Source organism: Candidatus Competibacter phosphatis (genome assembly GCF_012939995.1).
GTDB lineage: Bacteria > Pseudomonadota > Gammaproteobacteria > Competibacterales > Competibacteraceae > Competibacter > Competibacter phosphatis.
Genome location: NZ_SPMZ01000023.1, coordinates 48,170 through 66,812, shown reverse-complemented (window position 1 = coordinate 66,812; position 18,643 = coordinate 48,170). Strand labels below are relative to the sequence as shown.

General features: G+C 62.2%; 12 protein-coding genes and 3 pseudogenes. 7 read left to right on the top strand and 8 right to left on the bottom strand.

The features are described from left to right. Positions 1–13: 13 nt before the first annotated feature. The 7 genes and pseudogenes from E4P82_RS08825 to E4P82_RS08795 form a co-directional block, all read right to left on the bottom strand. Positions 14–2,677 carry a nitrate reductase gene (locus tag E4P82_RS08825; protein ID WP_169248535.1) on the bottom strand — a complete coding sequence of 888 codons (2,664 nt, stop codon included), beginning with the start codon at positions 2,675–2,677 and terminating at the stop codon, positions 14–16. Further along, the gene (gene nirD / locus E4P82_RS08820) at positions 2,674–3,045 is read right to left on the bottom strand and encodes a nitrite reductase small subunit NirD (protein WP_169248534.1); all 372 of its coding nucleotides are present in this window, start codon (positions 3,043–3,045) and stop codon (positions 2,674–2,676) included. Before nirD ends, E4P82_RS08825 begins: the two co-directional genes overlap by 4 nt. An 18-nt stretch (positions 3,046–3,063) precedes the next feature. Further along, positions 3,064–5,496: a nitrite reductase large subunit NirB gene (gene nirB, locus E4P82_RS08815; RefSeq protein WP_169248533.1), complete on the bottom strand. Its 2,433-nt coding sequence runs from the start codon at positions 5,494–5,496 to the stop codon at positions 3,064–3,066. A gap of 26 nt (positions 5,497–5,522) precedes the next feature. Beyond that, positions 5,523–6,314: an ABC transporter ATP-binding protein gene (locus E4P82_RS08810; protein ID WP_169248532.1), complete on the bottom strand. Its 792-nt coding sequence runs from the start codon at positions 6,312–6,314 to the stop codon at positions 5,523–5,525. A gap of 13 nt (positions 6,315–6,327) precedes the next feature. Continuing rightward, positions 6,328–7,143, bottom strand: a complete 816-nt coding sequence (gene ntrB, locus E4P82_RS08805; RefSeq protein WP_246327461.1) for a nitrate ABC transporter permease — start codon at positions 7,141–7,143, stop codon at positions 6,328–6,330. A gap of 156 nt (positions 7,144–7,299) precedes the next feature. Further along, positions 7,300–8,728: pseudogene (locus E4P82_RS08800) on the bottom strand (CmpA/NrtA family ABC transporter substrate-binding protein). A gap of 296 nt (positions 8,729–9,024) precedes the next feature. Next, a complete protein-coding gene (locus E4P82_RS08795) occupies positions 9,025–9,588 on the bottom strand; it encodes an ANTAR domain-containing response regulator (protein WP_169248531.1) in 564 nt (187 codons plus the stop codon). A 268-nt stretch (positions 9,589–9,856) separates the two neighbouring features. On the opposite strand from E4P82_RS08795, the gene cobU reads away from it, so the two are divergent. From cobU to E4P82_RS08765, 6 genes and pseudogenes are all read left to right on the top strand, one after another. Next, positions 9,857–10,375 carry a bifunctional adenosylcobinamide kinase/adenosylcobinamide-phosphate guanylyltransferase gene (gene cobU / locus E4P82_RS08790; protein WP_169248530.1) on the top strand — a complete coding sequence of 173 codons (519 nt, stop codon included), beginning with the start codon at positions 9,857–9,859 and terminating at the stop codon, positions 10,373–10,375. Then, positions 10,372–11,415, top strand: a complete 1,044-nt coding sequence (gene cobT, locus E4P82_RS08785; protein WP_169248529.1) for a nicotinate-nucleotide--dimethylbenzimidazole phosphoribosyltransferase — start codon at positions 10,372–10,374, stop codon at positions 11,413–11,415. Before cobU ends, cobT begins: the two co-directional genes overlap by 4 nt. Continuing rightward, on the top strand, positions 11,412–12,017 hold the full coding sequence (locus E4P82_RS08780) for a histidine phosphatase family protein (RefSeq protein WP_169248528.1): 606 nt from the start codon (positions 11,412–11,414) through the stop codon (positions 12,015–12,017). The genes cobT and E4P82_RS08780 overlap by 4 nt, the downstream gene beginning before the upstream one ends. Further along, positions 12,014–12,760, top strand: coding sequence for an adenosylcobinamide-GDP ribazoletransferase (locus E4P82_RS08775; protein ID WP_169248527.1), 747 nt, complete (start codon positions 12,014–12,016; stop codon positions 12,758–12,760). The genes E4P82_RS08780 and E4P82_RS08775 overlap by 4 nt, the downstream gene beginning before the upstream one ends. Before the next feature lie 117 nt (positions 12,761–12,877). Next, positions 12,878–13,930 carry an efflux RND transporter periplasmic adaptor subunit gene (locus E4P82_RS08770; RefSeq protein WP_169248526.1) on the top strand — a complete coding sequence of 351 codons (1,053 nt, stop codon included), beginning with the start codon at positions 12,878–12,880 and terminating at the stop codon, positions 13,928–13,930. Position 13,931: 1 nt separating this feature from the next. After that, positions 13,932–17,217, top strand: a pseudogene (locus E4P82_RS08765) (efflux RND transporter permease subunit). A gap of 92 nt (positions 17,218–17,309) precedes the next feature. Here the strand turns inward: E4P82_RS08765 and E4P82_RS08760 are convergent. Further along, positions 17,310–18,128, bottom strand: a complete 819-nt coding sequence (locus E4P82_RS08760; protein WP_169248525.1) for an undecaprenyl-diphosphate phosphatase — start codon at positions 18,126–18,128, stop codon at positions 17,310–17,312. Between the two features lie 163 nt (positions 18,129–18,291). On the opposite strand from E4P82_RS08760, the pseudogene E4P82_RS23615 reads away from it, so the two are divergent. Continuing rightward, positions 18,292–18,432: pseudogene (locus tag E4P82_RS23615) on the top strand (DUF4124 domain-containing protein); the annotation flags it as partial. Between the last annotated feature and the right edge of the window lie 211 nt (positions 18,433–18,643).

Below are 18,643 nucleotides of genomic sequence, written 5' to 3'. Positions count from 1 at the left end.
GGGAGCATCGATTCTAGCCTTGCGCAATCAGTTGTCGTAGCTCCGGCACACAAGAACCGCAGTTGGTACCCGCTTGCAGCGCCGCGCCGATCGCCTCGGGCGTGATCAAGCGCTGGTCGCGGATGGCGGCGGTCAGGGTGTTCAGGCCCACCCCGAAACAGGCGCAGACGATACGGCCATTGTCGCGCTGGCCCTGTCCAGGTCGTCCGGCCAGCACACTGGCGCGTTCGGTGGAGTCCAATTCCGAAGCGGCGAACAATCCAGCCAGCCAGCCCCGCAGCGGCAATTCGGGGCCGGGCGCGACAAACAGACAAGCATGCAGCCGCCCGTCCACCAGCACCGCCCCCCGGTAGCGGCCGGTACCGAGATCGGCAAACTCCAGCCATTCCCAAGCGGGTTCATCGCCGAGTAAACCGCGTGCCCGGCTCGGCCAATCCTCGACCGACTCTTCTCCCGCCAATTCGTAGCGCCAGCACTCCCGGTCGCGGACACTGACCCGATATTCGACCGCCGGCGGATCGATGGCCGCGCGAGATAGCAAAAACCCGTGCCAGCGGGGACGGTACGCCTGTACCCGCACCGGGGTATGCTTCGATTCCGGTTGACCGGACAGCGGATCGACCACCGGATTGACCGCCGCGTTGACCCGCCCGCGCGGCGCCAGCGGCGTACCCCAATGCATCGGCACGAACACGCTGCCCGGTTGCTGCTCCGAGTTGGTGCGCACCCGCACGATCATTTCGCCCCAACGGCTATGTACCCGCGCCAGCCCATTCTCGCTGACGCCGCAGGCCAGCGCGTCCACTGGATGAATCTCGACATAGGGTTCGGGAATATGGCCGGTCAGCCGCGCGGTCTTGCCGGTGCGGGTCATGGTGTGCCATTGATCGCGAATCCGCCCGCTGTTGAGCACCAGCGGAAAGCTGTCATCGACCGCATGGGCGGGCGCCCGCTCGCCGATGGCGACGCAGCGCGCCCTGCCATCGGCGGTGAAGAATCCACCCGCGCCGAACAATCGCGCCGTACCTACCGTGACCCCATGTGGCAAGGGCCATTGCACAGGTTGCAAGGCATCGTAATCGGTATCCGAAAGGTCGGCGAGCGCGGAAATATCGAAATCGCGGCGAGCGTTCTCGTTCTCAAACCCGGACAAAGCCGCATGTTCGCGGAAAACAGCCGCAGCCGACTCGAAAGGAAACCACGCCTCGAATCCCAAGCGTCGAGCCACTTGGGTCATGGCCCACCAATCGGGTTTCGCTTCGCCGGGCGGCGGCAAAAAGATCCGCTGGCGGGAAATCCGTCGTTCGGAGTTGGTGACCGTACCCTCCTTTTCGCCCCAGGTCAGTGCCGGCAGTTTGATACGCGCCAAACGCATGGTATCGGTATCGGCCACGGCATCGGACACCACTACCAACGGACAGCGCCGCAAGGCCTCTCGAACCCGGTCGGCGTCGGGCATGCTGACCACCGGATTGGTGCCCATGATCCATAAGGCTTTGATCTTCCCGTCAGCGACCGCTTTAAATAGATCGACGGCTTTCAATCCGGGACCTTGGGCGATGGCGGGGGCTTGCCAAAACCGCTGCACGCGTTCGACATCCTCTGGCGCGAAATCCATGTGCGCCGCCAGTTGGTTCGCCAAACCGCCCACCTCACGCCCACCCATCGCATTGGGCTGACCGGTGACCGAAAACGGTCCCATACCTGGCTGCCCGATGCGCCCGGTCGCCAGATGGCAATTGATGATCGCGTTGACCTTATCGCTGCCGTGGGCGGATTGATTGACGCCCTGCGAATACACCGTCACTACCTTGCGGGTACGACCCCACAGCCCATAAAACTCGGCAACGGCGCTTTCGGGCAAACCGGTGCGAGCCGCGACGGCGGGCACATTGGGCGCGACTTCCTTTGCGGTTCGATAGGCTGACCAGAAACCCGCGACATGCTCGTCCAAAAACTCGGGGTCCAAGCGGTTTTGCTGGTAGAGATGGACCAGCAAGCCGTTGAACAGGGCCGTATCCGAACCGGGTTTGAGCGGCAGATGCGTCTCGGCGACATCGCAGGTGGTGGTGCGACGCGGATCGATCACCACTAGCTGCGGCTTGCCCGTGCGGCGTTCCCGCGCGGCGAGGATGCGCTGATACAACACCGGATGGCACCAGGCCAGATTGGAACCGACCAGCACCACCACGTCGGCTTCCTCCAGATCCTCGTAACAACCGGGCACAGTGTCCGAGCCGAATGCCCGTTTGTGGCCGGCGACCGAGGACGACATGCACAGCCGCGAGTTGGTATCGATGTTGGCGCCACCGAAGCAACCCTTCATCAGCTTGTTGGCGACATAGTAATCCTCGGTCAGCAATTGCCCGGAGACGTAAAACGCCACCGCGTCGGGACCGTGTCCCAGCAATGCCCGACAAAAGCCATTAGCAATCGCGGTTATCGCCTCATCCCACGACACCCGTTGCCCGGCGATCTCCGGATACAGCAGGCGATCGTCCAGACTCAGCGTTTCGCCCAGCGCCGTACCTTTCGAGCAGAGCCGTCCATAATTGGCCGGATGCGTCTCGTCGCCCGCCACCCGCGTGCTACCGTCGGCGTCGGTCGTGACCTTTACGCCGCAACCGACCCCGCAATAGGGACAAGTGGTGCGCACCATTTCGCCAGCGCCGCTCATCGCCTCACCCTCCCCTTCAAGCGATTGCGGGGGGCTGTGGTCGGCAAGCTGACCACATTGTTCAAGCCCAGCCAAAGCCGACCGTTTTCCAGCCGCACCGGATAATGCGTGGCGCAACCCACGTCCGGCGCGACCGCCTGACCGCTTTCCAACTCCAGCACCCAGTTGTGCAGCGGACAGGTGATGCGATGACCGTGAACGATGCCCTGCGACAGCGGTCCGCCCTTGTGCGGACAGCGGTCGCGCAAGGCGAATACCTGATCGTCGGCGGTGCGAAAAACCGCCACGTCGCCGTGCGGAGTTTGCACCACGCGCGAACCCAGGCGGGGAATGTCGTCGAGCGCGCCAATTTCGTGCCAGTCGTACATGATGATGGTCTCCACTCCTCAACCCACTCGTTGCAAAGGCTGGAACTCGTGGGCGTCCACGCGTCCGCCGGCGCGTTCCGCCCAGGGATCGATCTGGGCATATTGTTGCGATTCGAGAAAACGGGCACAGAGCGCCTTGCGATTTTCCTCGTCCTCGACGATGCGCGACTTCACATAGCTGAGACCGACCCGCTCGATCCACGGCGCGGTGCGTTCCAAATAGCGGCCTTCCTCGCGGTAAAGCTGCATGAACGCGCAGCAGTACTCCTTCACTTCCGCCTCCGTCGCCAGTTTGCACAGCAAATCGGTGCCGCGAATCTTGATGCCGCCATTGCCGCCCACATGAATTTCATAACCGGAATCCACGCAGACCACGCCGAAATCCTTGATAGTGGCTTCGGCGCAGTTGCGCGGACAACCGGAAACCGCCATTTTGAATTTGTGCGGCGTCCACGATCCCCAGGTCATCTTCTCCAGCTTGACGCCGAGGCCGGTCGAATCCTGCGTGCCGAACCGGCACCAGTCGGTACCGACACAGGTTTTCACGGTGCGCAGGCTCTTGCCGTAGGCGTGGCCGGACACCATGCCGGCGGCGTTGAGGTCAGCCCAAACTTTCGGCAAATCCTCTTTTTTCACGCCCAGCAGGTCGATGCGCTGGCCGCCGGTCACTTTCACCGTGGGGATCTGGAACTTGTCGGCCACATCGGCGATGGCGCGCAATTCCTGCGGATTGGTCAGGCCGCCCCACATGCGCGGGACGACCGAGTAAGTGCCGTCCTTTTGAATGTTGGCGTGCACGCGCTCGTTGATGAAGCGCGACTGCTGGTCGTCTTTCGCCTCGCTGGGCCACGTCGAGATCAGGTAAAAGTTCAATGCTGGACGACAGGAGTGACAGCCGTCCGGGTTTTTCCAGTTGAGGGCCTCGAAGATCTGCGCCAGCGAGGTCAGATGTTGTTCGCGGATCGCGGCGCGCACCATGTCGTGCGAATGCTCGGTGCACTTGCACATCGGTTTTTCGGCCGGAGTCTTGCCGATGGTGCCGACGGTGGCGGCGAGAAGCTGTTCGACCAAACCGGTGCAGGAACCGCAGGAAGCCGATGCCTTGGTGTGCGCGCGCACTTCGTCGAGGGTAAACAGCTTCTTTTCGGCGATCGCCTTGGTGATCGCGCCCTTGCACACGCCGTTGCACCCGCAAATCTCGGCGTCGTCGGCCATCGTCATCACGCTGAAGCCGTCCCGGCCCGAATCGGCCATGTGGGCGTGACCGAATAGCACGGTTTCGCGGAAAGCGCCGATGTCGGTGCCTTCGCGCAGCAACTGGAAATACCAGGAGCCATCGACAGTATCGCCGTACAGCACCGCGCCCTGCACGCGGTTTTCCTTGACCACCAGCTTCTTGTAGACGCCGCGCGCCGGGTCGCGCAACACGATCTCCTCGCAGCCCGGCCCACCGTTGAAACTACCGGCGGAGAACAGGTCGATGCCGGTGACCTTGAGCTTGGTGCTGGTCACCGATCCCTGATAGCGGCCGATGCCGTAACGCGCCAGATGGTTGGCGCAGACCTTGGCCTGCTCCCACAGCGGCGCGACCAAACCGTAGCACTGGCCGCGATGCTGCACGCACTCGCCGACCGCATACACCCTCGGATCGTAAGTCTGCATGGTGTCGTTGACGACGATACCACGCTCGCAATAGATTCCTATCTGCTTGGCCAACTCGAAGTTGGGTCGGATACCGACCGCCATCACCACCAGATCGGTGGGAATTTCCAGGCCATCCTTGAAGCGCACGGCGCGCACCCGCTCCTCGCCGAGCAGGGCGGCGGTTTGCGCGCCCATCAGGAAGCGCAGTCCCCGCTCTTCCAGGTTCGCGCGTAGCATGTCGGCCGCGACCGGATCGAGTTGCCGTTCCATCAAGGTATCGAGCACATGGACGACGGTGACTTGCATCCCTTGCTTCATCAGTCCGTTGGCGGCTTCCAGACCGAGCAGGCCGCCGCCGATCACCACCGCATTCTTGCCGGTGCGCGCCGCCGCCAGCATGGTTTCCACATCCTTGATGTCGCGGAACCCGATGACGCCCGGCAGATCGTTGCCCGGAATCGGCAGGATGAAGGGATTGGATCCGGTCGCCAGCAACAATCGATCATAGGATGCGACCGTACCGTCGGCGGCACGGACTTCGCGCCGGGCACGGTGAATGTCGACGACGGCATGACCGGCATGCAAGCGGATACCCTTCTCCGCGTACCAGGACAAATCGTTGATCATGATCTGATCGACGGTCTTTTCGCCCGCCAATACCGGCGACAGCATGATGCGGTTGTAGTTACCGTGGGGCTCGCTGCCAAACACGGTGATGTCGAATTTGTCCGGGGCGATCGCCAGTAATTCCTCCACCGTGCGCATCCCGGCCATACCGTTGCCTACCAAAACCAGACGTTCTTTCATCGTTGCATTCTCCTTCACGGTCCCATTCACGCTGCGTCTGGCCGACGCTGCCGTTCGTAAAGGAAACGCAGAACTTCGGCGCGATAGTGGTTGTAGGCCGAGTCGTCGGCCAATTCCAAGCGGTTACGCGGACGGGGCAAATCCACCTGCAGAATTTCGCCCACCGTTGCCGCCGGACCGTTGGTCATCATCACAATGCGATCGGACAACAGCACCGCTTCATCGACATCGTGGGTAATCATCAACACGGTGTTATTGAGCGTGGCCTGAATCTCCATCACCGATTCCTGCAAATGGGCACGGGTCAGGGCATCGAGCGCACCGAACGGCTCATCCATCAACAACACTTTCGGCTGCATCGCCAAGGCGCGGGCGATTCCGACCCGCTGCTTCATGCCCCCGGAAATCGCGCCAGGCAGCTTATCCAGCGCATGCTCCATATGCACCAGCTTCAAGTTATGCACGGTCCAGTCGTGACGCTCGGCCTTGGTCTTGCTCTTGCCGAACACTTTGTCCACCGCGATGCGCACGTTCTCGTAGACCGTCAGCCACGGCAACAGCGAATGGTTCTGGAACACCACGGCGCGATCCGGACCAGGGCTGTTCACTTCCCGATTCTCCAGCAGCACGCCGCCACGGGTGGCTTGCAACAAACCGGCGACCACATTCAGCACCGTGGACTTGCCACAACCGGAATGGCCGATGATGGTGATGAATTCGCCTTTTTCGACTTCGAGAGAGACCTCACGCAAGGCGATGTACGTACCGTTGACGATGGGAAACACCACGTCCACATTGGAAATATTCAGGTAGCTCATGGCGATCTCCCGATTAACGACGGTTGTAGTCAAAGTGGCGTTGCGCCAGATTCATCACGCTTTCCAACAAGATGCCGACCAAGCCGATGACGCCGATGGCAACGATGATGGAAGCAACGTTGAGGTTGTTCCACTCGTCCCAGACATAAAAACCGATACCGATGCCACCGGTCAGCATTTCCGCCGCCACGATCACCATCCAGGCCACGCTCAGCGACAACCGCATGCCGGTCAGGATATGCGGCAGAGTGGCGGGAATCAGGATACGGCGGGTCACTTCCAGTTTGCCGAGCTGCAACACCCGCGCCACATTGAGATAATCCTGGGGAATCGCCTGCACGCCGGCGGCGGTGTTGACAATCACCGGCCAGATGCTGGTGATGAAGATCACGAAGATCGCCGACGGGTCCTTGGCCTGAAAGATCAGCAGACCGATGGGCAACCAGGCCAGCGGGCTGACCGGCCGCAGGATCTGCACCAGCGGATAGCAGGCTTGGTGCACGGCGCGGCTGGCACCCATCAGGAAGCCCACCGGAATACCCACCACAACCGCCAAGGCGAAGCCGGCCATCACCCGCCCCAGCGAATACAACACCTGCCAACCGATGCCCATGTCGTTCGGCCCGGCGTCGTAGAACGGATTACCGAGCACCTCCACCGCTCGGGTCCAGGCTTCGGCGGGCGTGGGAATATCGCTGGTGATCTTAGCGTTGACGAAGCTCCAGATCGCCAGCACCACAAGGAAGGTAAGGGCGGGTAACAAGATGGCGCGCAGAACCGCCGCGACGCGGGTCCGGGTGCGCGACACTGGAGCGATAGCCGTTTCCATCTTTGGGACCGGCGGTTGTCGTTCGCGATTGGCGGCAGTCACATCGACTTGCTCGTTGGGTACGATCATTGGCGCGGGTGTTTCCAGTCGTTGAGGTTCCATGCGGGTCGCAGTGCTTAAAGCAATAACTTTACTCATGTTCGTTTCCTCCCCTATTCAGGAGTTGGCTTTCAGCAATGCTTCGGGCGTCACCTTCAGATTTTTTACGGCAAAACCGGTGACGTACTCGCCTGACTTCGCGGGATCGAACACCCCACCGTCGAAGAAGCGATCCGGACCCATGGCAATCGGACTGGTGGCTTCCTTGAGCGTCCAGGGTTTCGCGTTGATACCTTCCTTTTTCACATCGATGGTGGGATACGGCACGCCTAGCGCCTTGGCCGCTTGTCGGTACAGATCGGGGCGATAAATGGAACCGGCGGTTTGCAGGATATTGGCCGGCTGCTCCAGTTGGCCCCAGCGGTACATCTGACTGATGAACCAGGCGGCGTGCGATAGCCAGGGGAAATTGGCGGCATAGCGGTAAAACACGTTGAAATCCGGTAGCGGACGCGGTTCTTCGTCCTTGGCATATTTGAAGGTGCCGGTCATCGACATCTTCACCACCTCGTCCGGTGCGTTGACGTAGGACTTCTGCGCGATCAAGCTCACCACCTCCATGCGATTTTTCGGCTGATCCATCCACTGGGTCGCTTCCAGCAAGGCCATGATCAAGGCCTGATGGGTGCGTGGGTTTTTCTCGTGCCATTCCAAATTGACGCCGAACACCTTTTCCGGATTGTTGTTCCAGATCTCGTAATTGGTGATCAGGGTGCGACCGATGCCGGCTTCCACCGCGCGCTCGTTCCACGGTTCGCCCACGCAGTAACCAACAATGTTGCCGGCCTTGAGATTGGCGACCATCTGCGGTGGCGGGATGACGATCAGGCGTACATCCTGATCCGGGTCGATGCCGGCCGAACCCATCCAGTAGCGGATTTCGTAATTGTGGGTGGAAACGGGAAACACCATGGCGAAGGTCATCGGTTCCTTACCGGCGGCTTTGTCGGCATCGATGACCTTTTTTTAGGGCACGGGCGCTGAGAGGACGCTCCTTCATCGCCTCGGGATCGGCTTTCACCATCCGTTCGTACAAGTCGTTGGAAACGGTGATGGCGTTACCGTTGAGATCCATGGAAAACGCGGTGATCGTGGCCTTGGGCAAGGCGCCGACGCCAAGACTGGCCGCAATGGGCATGCCCGCCAACATGTGCGCGCCATCCAGTTCGCCGATGGCGACCTTGTCGCGGATATTGGCCCAGGACGCTTCCTTGGACAGCGCCACGTCCAAGCCGTATTTCTTGAAATAACCCTTCTCCGCCGCCACCACCAACGGCGCGCAGTCGGTAAGAGGGATAAATCCTAGAGTGAGTTTGGTTTTCTCCAAACCACCGCCTTCGCCGGCCCAAGCGCCCGTCCGCAACCAAGGTGGCGTCCCGCTCAGCAAGGTGGCGCCGCCAAACGCGAGCCCACCGGTTTTGAGGAATTTACGCCGAGACAGATCAGGAGTCTGGACCGGATTATTCGTCGCATTGGTGTTTTTCATGTCGTGCACCCATTTTGTAGCCAATAAAAAAAAGCGCCCACGCCTCGTATGAAATACTGAGGTGTGGACGCCTTTGTCCGATGCGCGACCGCCGTTAGCCGCGTAACTTGCCCCACCATTGGGGAAAGTTGCCGATATTTTTAAGGCATTATACGTGCCAACTTATCTTAAGCACTTAACATCAATCATTTTTATGAAAAAAACAAAGTATATCGCACTACTCGTGCCGGTAAATTTTGCCCTATCATGGCGCGTAGCATCGTCAGCCTGCACCACATTGAGTAGAGACCATCGACTCAACTCAACATCTCCAGTAAGGAAACCACGGTACGCGCTACTTCTCCCACGCGCTGATTGCGATCCATCGCCAGCTTGCGCAAGGACTGGTACGCTTCTTGTTCGCTCAGATTGCGCTGCTTCATCAGCAAGCCCTTTGCTTTTTCGACGATTTTTCGGTCCGCAAGTTGGTTACGGGTTTCTTCCAGCTCCCGACGCAGCGCCTGATACTCACGGAACCGGGCGATGGCGACATCCATGATGGGTTTGAGGCGACGAGGGTTCAGATCGTCAACCACGTAGGCGCTAACCCCCGCCCGTAAGGCAGCGGCGGTGGTTTCGGGGTCGCTGCGTTCAGCGAACATCACGATGGGTTTGGGCTGGTTCCGCCCGACATCGCGCAACTGTTCCAGGGTATCGCGATCGGGAAGGTCGATATCGATCAGAATGACATCGGGTTTGATATCCCGCACTTGCTGTAGCAACCGGTCAGTACTGACGATGCGGATGGCAATCCGGTAGCCGGCGTCGCTCAGCGCCTGCTCCAAAATCGCCGACCGCCCTGAATGAGCGTCGATCAGCATGACTTCGATTTTTTTTCATCAGCGACCTTGATGTGCTTCAAACCCGACGCCGAGGTCTTGAGCACTATCCATGCCAATTGCAAACACACCTTACATTGGGCTCCCATCATCACCGCCATGGCCCCGCATCCACGCCGCGGCGGAAATTCCGCGCGGCGAACCAGTCACCATCCGCGTCATCCGATTTGGTAATTCGCCGAAATCAACGATAATGAGGCCACGCCACCCACCATGGGTGCTCGCGGAAAAATCATAAACCACGCCCGACATGAAACAGCTCATCCTCGGCGGCGCCCGCTCCGGTAAAAGCGCCTTCGCCCAACGCCAAGCCGCCGCCGCTGGCCTGCATGTCATCTACCTCGCCACTGCCCAAGCTGGCGACGCGGAGATGAACGAGCGCATCGCCCACCATCGCGCCGACCGCCCCGCCGACTGGGGACTGGTGGAAGAACCGCTGGCCCTCGCCTCCGCCCTGCAAACCCACGCCGCCCCGGATCGCTGCCTGCTGGTGGACTGCCTGACGCTGTGGCTCAGCAACCTGCTGGCCGCCGGCGACGACCGCCTGGACGCCGAAACGCGCGCCCTGTTGAACACGCTGCCCAGTCTGCCTGGACAGGTACTGCTGGTCAGCAACGAAGTCGGCCAGGGCATCGTCCCCATCAACCCCTTGGCCCGCCGCTTCCGCGACGAAGCCGGCCGATTGCATCAGGCGGTCGCCCGCCTCTGTGGCCGCGTCACCCTCGTGGTGGCCGGCCTGCCTCTTACCCTCAAGGACTGTCCCGCATGAGCCATCCCTGGTTTGACGACCCGATTCCCGGCCCCGACACCGCCACGCTGGCGGCCGCCCACGAGCGGCAGGCGCAACTGACCAAGCCGCCCGGCTCGCTGGGTCGACTGGAACGGCTCGGCGCGACCCTGGCCGCGATGCAAGGCACCCAACAGCCGCGGCTGGATCAGGTCTGGATCAGCGTGTTCGCCGCCGACCACGGCATCGTCGCCGAAGGCGTATCGGCCTTTCCGCAGGTCGTCACCGCCGAAATGGTGCGTAACTTTGCTCGTGGCGGCGCCGCGATCAGCGTGCTGGCCCAGGAATGGAACGCCCGGCTGGAAGTGGTCAACGTCGGCACCGTGCAGGCGCTGGGCGATCTGCCGGGCGTGCTGGATGCCCGAATCGCCGCCGGTACCGCCAATTTCGTTCACGAACCCGCCATGAGTGTCGAACAGTTGCACGACGCGCTGACGGCGGGCCGCGAAGCCGCCGAGCGCGCCTCGATCGGCGGGGCACGGCTGTTCATCGGCGGCGAGATGGGCATTGGCAATACCACCAGTGCCGCCGCCGTCGCCTGCTCCCTGCTCGGTCTGCCGGCCGCGCAACTGGCCGGCCCCGGCACCGGCCTGGACGCCGCCGGCGTCGCCCGCAAGGCGCTGACCATCGAACGAGGACTGGCCCGGCACCGCGCCGACCGGCCGCTTGTGGCCCTGCAACGGCTGGGCGGTTTCGAAATCGCCGCGTTGGCGGGCGCCTACCTGCGCTGCGCCCAACTCGGGGTTCCAGCGCTGGTGGACGGCTTCATCGCCACTACCGCCGCGCTGGTCGCGACCCGGCACCAGCCGGATCTGGCGGCCTGGCTGTTCCATGCTCACCGTTCCGCCGAACCCGGCCATCGCCGACTGCTGGACGCGCTGGACGCACAACCGTTGCTCGATCTGGACATGCGCCTGGGTGAAGGCAGCGGCGCGGCGGTGGCGATGCCGATCCTACGCGCCGCCGCCGCCCTGCACGCCCGCATGGCCACCTTCGCCGAAGCCGGAGTCTCGCAATCATGAACGACTTCACCACCGTCGATCTGCTAAGGCACGGTGAACCGGCGGGCGGCAAAAAATTTCGCGGCGCGCTGGACGATCCACTCAGCCCGCTGGGATGGCAACAGATGCGCGCGGCGGTCGGGGACTTTCGCGGCTGGCAAACGATCGTCAGCTCGCCGCTGATCCGCTGCGCCGCCTTCGCCCGCGAGCTGGCCCAGCAGTTGGATCGCCCTCTGGAGATCGTTCAGGGATTCAGCGAGATCCGCTTCGGTGTCTGGGAAGGCTGCGGCGTCGCCGAAGTCCACGCCAGCGACCCGCTGGCGCTGGCGCAATTCTGGCGTGACCCCATCGCCCACCCGATCCCCGAAAGCGAGCCCGTCGCTGACTTCGACCGACGGGTCGGCCAAGCCTGGGCGACGCTGCTGGAACGCCACCGTGGCCAACATGTGTTGCTGGTCGCCCACGGCGGCACCATCCGCATGGTGCTGCGCCGGATTCTGGACATGCCTTTGCGGCGCCTGTGGCGCTTCGAAGTGCCTTTCGCGGCGCTCAGCCGGGTACACTGGTTTCACGACCCGGAGGCCGAACCCCGTCTGGTGTTTCACAATGGCCGGGTGGCATGATCCTCCGCGCCTTCGCCCTGGCCCTGCAATTGCTGACCCGCTTGCCGGTCCCGTCGCCCGCCACCCCGCCGCGCCCCGAGGAACTGGGGTTGTCGGTGCTATTCTTCCCGGTGGTGGGGCTGCTCATCGGCACGCTGCTGGCCGGATTGCACACCATGCTCTGGCTAATCGACCCCGGTGTGCTGGCGGCCCTGGTGCTAGCGGTTTGGGTCCTGCTGACCGGTGGCTTGCACCTGGATGGGCTAGCCGACACCGCCGATGCCTGGATCGGGGGTCACGGCGATCGCGACCGGACTCTGGCCATCATGAAAGACCCACGCAGCGGCCCGATGGCGGTGGTCATCATCGTACTGGTGCTGCTGACCAAGTTTGCCGCCCTGCAAGTGCTGCTGGCCGGAGATGCCCGCACCGTGCTGTTGCTGGCGCCGGTGCTGGGCCGTTCCGTCATCGTGCTACTCCTGGCCACCACGCCCTATGTGCGGCCTGAAGGACTGGGCGCGGCCTACGCCGACTATCTGCCGCGACTAAGCTGCGCCACGCTGGTTTTGCTGGTTGCCCTCGCCACGGTCGTACTGCTCGACTGGCAGGGTGGCGTACTGCTCGGTGTGCTGGCCGCCGGTTTTTTCGGCATGCGCCACTGGTTGCTGAACCGACTGGGCGGCACCACCGGCGACACTCTTGGGGCTGCCTGCGAATTGGCTGAAACCGTCGCGCTGCTGGTCCCGGCGCTGCTGGTGGAATAAACCGCTCGGCGACATCGATTCATGGATTTTTCCGATTCATTTGTTTTTCGCCTTGAAATATTAGATATTGCTAATATATAAAGACCTTATACCCGCTCAGGTCAAAGGGAGAATTCCATGCCCATACCGACACGTCCGCTGCTGCTCTGTTGCCTGTTGACCGCTGCGCCGGCGCTTCTCGCCGCCGAACCGCCGTTTCCGGTCGCCGAGGTCCAACGGCAAACCCTACCCGACGAACAAGTGCTCGACGGCGTGGTTGAGGCGGTCAACCAAAGCACCGTCTCCGCCCAAACCGCCGGTCAGGTCGAAGACATCATGGTGGATGTCAACGATTTCGTCCCAGCGGGTACCCCGATCGTCCGTATCCGCAACATCGAGCAGCGCGCCGGCCTGGAGCAAGCCCAGGCCAGCTTGCGCGAAGCCCAGGCCCGCCATATCGAGGCCGAGGCCGAGTACAAACGGATCAAGGACATCTACCAAAGGCAACTGGTATCCAGGGCGCAGATGGACTCCGCCACCGCCGGATTCAATGCCGCCAAGGCCCGGCTCGACGCCGCTCAGGCCGGCGTCGCCCAGGCAAAGGAATCGCTGGGCTACACCACCATCAACGCCCCCTACAGCGGCATCGTCCTGGAGCGCCATGTGCAGCGGGGCGAAGCCGTCCAACCTGGCAAGGCGCTGTTAACCGGCTTCTCGCTCGACGAACTGCGGGTGGTAACCGACATTCCCCAACGCTTGATCGTGCCAGTGCGCAAACATAGCCAGGCGCGAGTCTTGCTGCCGCCGGACAACAAAAACAGCATCGCCGCCGCAAAATTGATCTTTTTCCCCTATGCCGATCCGCAGAGTAACGTGTTCAAGGTACGGGTCTACTTGCCGCCCAAGACCGAAGGCCTCTATCCGGGCATGTTCGTCAAGGTTGCTTTCCGAGTCGGCGAGGACAGCCGATTGACCGTGCCGAAGCAGGCATTGGCGCAGCGCGGCGAAGTCAGCGGTGTCTATGTGGTCAAGGACGGTCGCGTCACCCTGCGACAGGTTCGGCCTGGCCGGACCGAGGGCGACGTGGTCGAAATCCTGGCCGGGTTGGAGCCGGGCGAACAAGTGGCGCTGGACCCGATCCGAGCCGGTGTTTATCTGAAGGAACAGCTACAACGCACGGCGGAGAAGTAGGATGAGCGCCGCCGCCGAACCGCGCCTCGGCCTAGCCGGGGCGATCGCGAAAAAATTCCTGCTCAGCGAAATCACCCCGCTGCTGGCGCTGGTGGGGCTGTTGATGGGCGTGTTCGCGGTGCTGGTCACCCCGCGCGAGGAAGAACCGCAGATCAACGTGACCTTCGCCAATGTGTTCATCCCCCTTCCCCGGCGCCACCGCCCGCGAGGTGGAGCGATTGGTCAGCAGCCCGGCCGAGCAGATGCTCTCGGAAATCGAGGGCGTCGAACATGTGTATTCGGTGTCACGACCCGGCATGGCGGTGCTGACCGTGCAATTCCTGGTCGGCCAGCCACGCACCGACGCCATCGTCCGCCTGTACAACAAGCTCTACTCCAATCTCGATTGGCTGCCGACCAACCTTGGAGTTGGTCAGCCCATCGTCAAGCCCAAGGGCATCGACGACGTGCCAATCGTCGCCCTGACGCTGTGGACCGAAGACCCGCAACGTAGCGCCGACGATCTGAGCCGGGTGGCGCATACCCTGGAAACCGAATTGAAACGCGTTGCCGGTACTCGCGACCTGTACACCATCGGCGCGCCGGATCGGGTGGTGCGGGTGCTGTTCGACCCCGCCAAACTGTCCGGGTACGGGTTGGCGCTGGCCGACTTGCGCCGGTCGTTGCAAGCCGCCAACGCCTCGGCCGACGCTGGCTACCTGGTCGGCGACAACCGCGAAATTCCGGTGCAGGCCGGCAGTTTCCTGGTGGACCCGCGGGAAATCGGCAGTCTGGTGGTGGGGCTGCACAAAGGCACGCCGGTGTATCTGGCCGATGTCGCCCAGATCGAACTGGGTCCAGATTCGCCGGAGCGCTACGTCTGGCTGGGTACGGGTCCGGCGGCGATGGCAAAGGGCATTTCCAGTCAGGGCGAATTCCCGGCCGTCACCCTGGCCATCGCCAAGAAGCCCGGTGAAAACGCGGTCCAGGTTGCCGACCAACTGCTGGAACGCGTCGAGCAACTCAAGGGCACCTTCATTCCCGAGGGCGTCAATCTCACCGTCACTCGTAACTACGGCGTCACCGCCAACGACAAGGCGATGACCCTGATCCACAAACTGATCTTCGCCACCAGCCTGGTCATCGTGTTGGTGTTGATCGCGCTGGGTTGGCGCGAGGCCTTCATCGTCGGCACGGCGGTGATCCTGACCTTGGCGATCACGTTGTTCGCGTCCTGGGCCTGGGGCTTCACCCTCAACCGAGTATCTTTGTTCGCCTTGATCTTTTCCATCGGTATTCTGGTGGACGACGCCATCGTGGTGGTGGAAAACATCCATCGCCACATCCATCTGGGCGGACGCAAGCTGGTCGAGGCGATTCCGCTGGCGGTGGACGAGGTCGGCGGCCCGACCATCCTGGCCACCTTTACCGTGATCGCCGCCCTGCTGCCGATGGCCTTCGTCTCCGGGCTGATGGGACCGTACATGAGTCCGATCCCGATCAACTCCAGCATGGGCATGCTGATCTCGCTGGCGGTGGCGTTCGTGTTCACGCCGTGGCTGACTTACAAGGTGCTGCGACGGGTGGTGGAAAAGCGCGCGGCCTTGGCCTCGCCGCCGCCTGCGGACGAGCGCCATGCGACCACCGGCGAGGAAGGCCGAGAAGATTTTTCGCATCGACTGTTCCGGCGCGTGGTCGGCCCTTTCCTGCGGGGGCGACGCGGCAAGCCGTTGCGCTGGGTGCTGGGCGTGAGCGTGCTGCTGCTGATCGCGGGTTCGGTCAGCCTGGCTTATTTCCAACTGGTTGTGCTGAAGATGCTGCCCTTCGACAACAAGTCGGAGTTTCAGGTGGTCGTGGATATGCCGGAAGGGACAACGCTGGAACAGACTGCCCGGGTGCTGGGCGAACTGGGCCGCTACCTCGGCACGGTCGAGGAAGTCACCGACTATCAGATCTACGCCGGCACCGCCGCGCCGATCAATTTCAATGGTCTGGTCCGGCAGTATTACCTGCGCACCGGCGCCAACGTCGGCGACATCCAGGTCAACCTGGTCGACAAGAAACACCGCCATCGCAAGAGCCACGACATCGCGCTGAGCGTGCGCGGTCCCTTGCAGGAAATCGGCAAGCGCTACGACGCCAACGTCAAGGTGGTCGAGGTGCCGCCCGGTCCGCCGGTCATGTCGCCCTTGGTGGCCGAGGTCTACGGCCTGAACTATCCCGGCCAGATTCGGGCCGCCCAGGAAGTGCGGCGGATCTTCAGCGCCACGCCGGACATCATCGATGTGGACGATACGGTCGAGGCGCCCACCGAACGGCTGATCGCGCATGTGGACCGGGCGAAGGCGGCCCTGCTCGGGGTATCGCAGCAGGCGGTCGCCACCGACCTCAACACCGCGCTGCGCGGCGAGGACGTCAGCTACCTGCACTCCAGCACCGCCAAGTACCCGATCCCGCTACGCCTGGAACTACCGATCGCCGACAAAGCTGGCATGGCGACCGTGCTGGATTTGAAAACCCGCGCTCAGGGCGGACAATTGGTGCCGCTATCGGAGATCGTCGACGTCGAACGGACTCAGCGCGAAAACGCCATCTACCACAAAGACCTGCTACCGGTGGTGTTCGTGTTCGGCGACATGGCCGGCAAACTCGATAGTCCCTTGTACGGTATGTTCGAAATCTTCGCCCATCTGCGCGACCAAGCGATTGGCGGCGAACCGCTGGAACAGTTCTTCATTCGCCAGCCGGACAATCCCTACAGTTACAGCCTGAAATGGGATGGCGAGTGGCAGATCACCTACGAGACCTTCCGCGACATGGGCATCGCCTACGCCGTGGGGATGATCCTGATTTACCTGCTGGTGGTGGCGGAGTTCCGCTCTTACCTGGTGCCGCTGATCATCATGGCCCCGATCCCGCTGACCATCATCGGCGTGATGCCGGGCCACGCCCTGTTGCACGCCCAGTTCACCGCCACATCGATGATCGGCATGATCGCGCTGGCGGGCATCATCGTCCGCAACTCGATCCTGCTGGTGGATTTCATCAACCTGGAAGTCGCCAGCGGGACGCCGTTCGAGGAGGCGGTGATCCGCTCCAGCGCGGTGCGGGCCAAACCGATCATCTTGACGGCGCTGGCGGCCATGCTGGGGGCATTGTTCATCCTCGACGATCCGATCTTCCGGGGGCTGGCGATCTCACTGATCTTCGGCATCATGGTGTCCACCCTGCTGACGCTGATCTTCATCCCGGTGCTGTATTACGCGGCGTTCCGCAAGCGGCTGGAACCGGCCGAAACGCCCGCCTGAGCTCACCGGCTTCGCAAATCCTCCGCCGGACGACTGGCGGGGGGCTTGCGCATCAGCGACTCGGCGCAATGGACGCGCCGCTGGTAACACCCTCAATTCCCGACCCAGGGATGGTAATGGAAATACACCAGCAACAAACCGCCGAACACGATCCGGTACCAGGCGAAAGGGACAAAGCTATGCCGGCCCACATAGGCCAGCAGAAAGCGCACCACCACCAATCCACCCAGAAACGCCGCCACGAATCCAACCGCGAATATCGGTATATCCGCCATCGTCAGACGGCCCCACTCTTTGTACAAGCTGTAAAACGTCGCGGCGAACATGGTCGGAATCGCCAGGAAAAAGGAAAATTCGGTCGCCGCGAAGCGTGACAACCCGCCCAGCATCCCACCCATGATGGTCGCGCCGGAACGGGAAACCCCTGGAAACAGCGCCAAACATTGCGCGATTCCCACCAGCAGCGCATCCTTCCCGCTCATCTGATCGATCCGTTGTACCCGGTCCGCGCGGGCGTAGCGCTCAACCAGCAGGATGACGATGCCTCCCACCACCAAGGCCGCCGCCACGGTGACCGGGTTGAACAGGTAATGAGTAATGGCCTTATGGAGTAGCAGGCCGAAAACCGCCGCCGGGATGAAGGCGACAATCAAATTCAGCACCAGGCGCCGCGCGCTGGGGTCCCGATCCAGATGCGTGGCGACGTCGAGCAACCGCGCCCGATAGATCCATACCACCGCCAGGATCGCGCCAAGTTGGATGAAAATCTCGAAGGTCTCGGCTCGCGACCCGATGAAGTTCAGAAAATCCCCTACAATGATCAGGTGACCGGTACTGGAAATCGGCAGGAATTCCGAGGCGGCCTCCACCAGCCCCAGAATCAGGGCCTTGAGAATCAACAGGATGTCCAAAAGCGCTCCCTTGGTTCGTGATTGATATGGGCGGGGGATTCTAGCAATTCCCGCGCGACCCCACCATGCGGACCACGGGCGGCGAACGCCCTGCCCCGATCACCCCATCAGCCCTGTCGAATCCGATCCTTGGCCTGCATGATTAACTCATCGGAGCCGACCTATGAACCGTAAACCGCTGGTCCTTTCGTTGAGTACTGTCATTTTGCTGGCCTCGCCCACCACCGTGCCCGCCCAGCAACAGATTTATAAGTGGACCGACGCCAACGGGCGGGTCCACTATGGCGAGCGAAAGCCGGAAAACGCGGAACGGGTGCAAACCCTCGACATTCCGCAGCCATCTCCAGCCAACCCAACCGACGCCGATGATTCCGCCGCCGAGATCGCGCGCATCAACGCCTTGTCCGAGCAAATGGCCAGTGAACGCGAGGCTGCGGAAAAAGCCCGCCAGGAGCAGGCGCTCCGCAACCTGGAGCTGAAAAATCAGCAACTGAAGAACAGCTTGCTCAACCAGC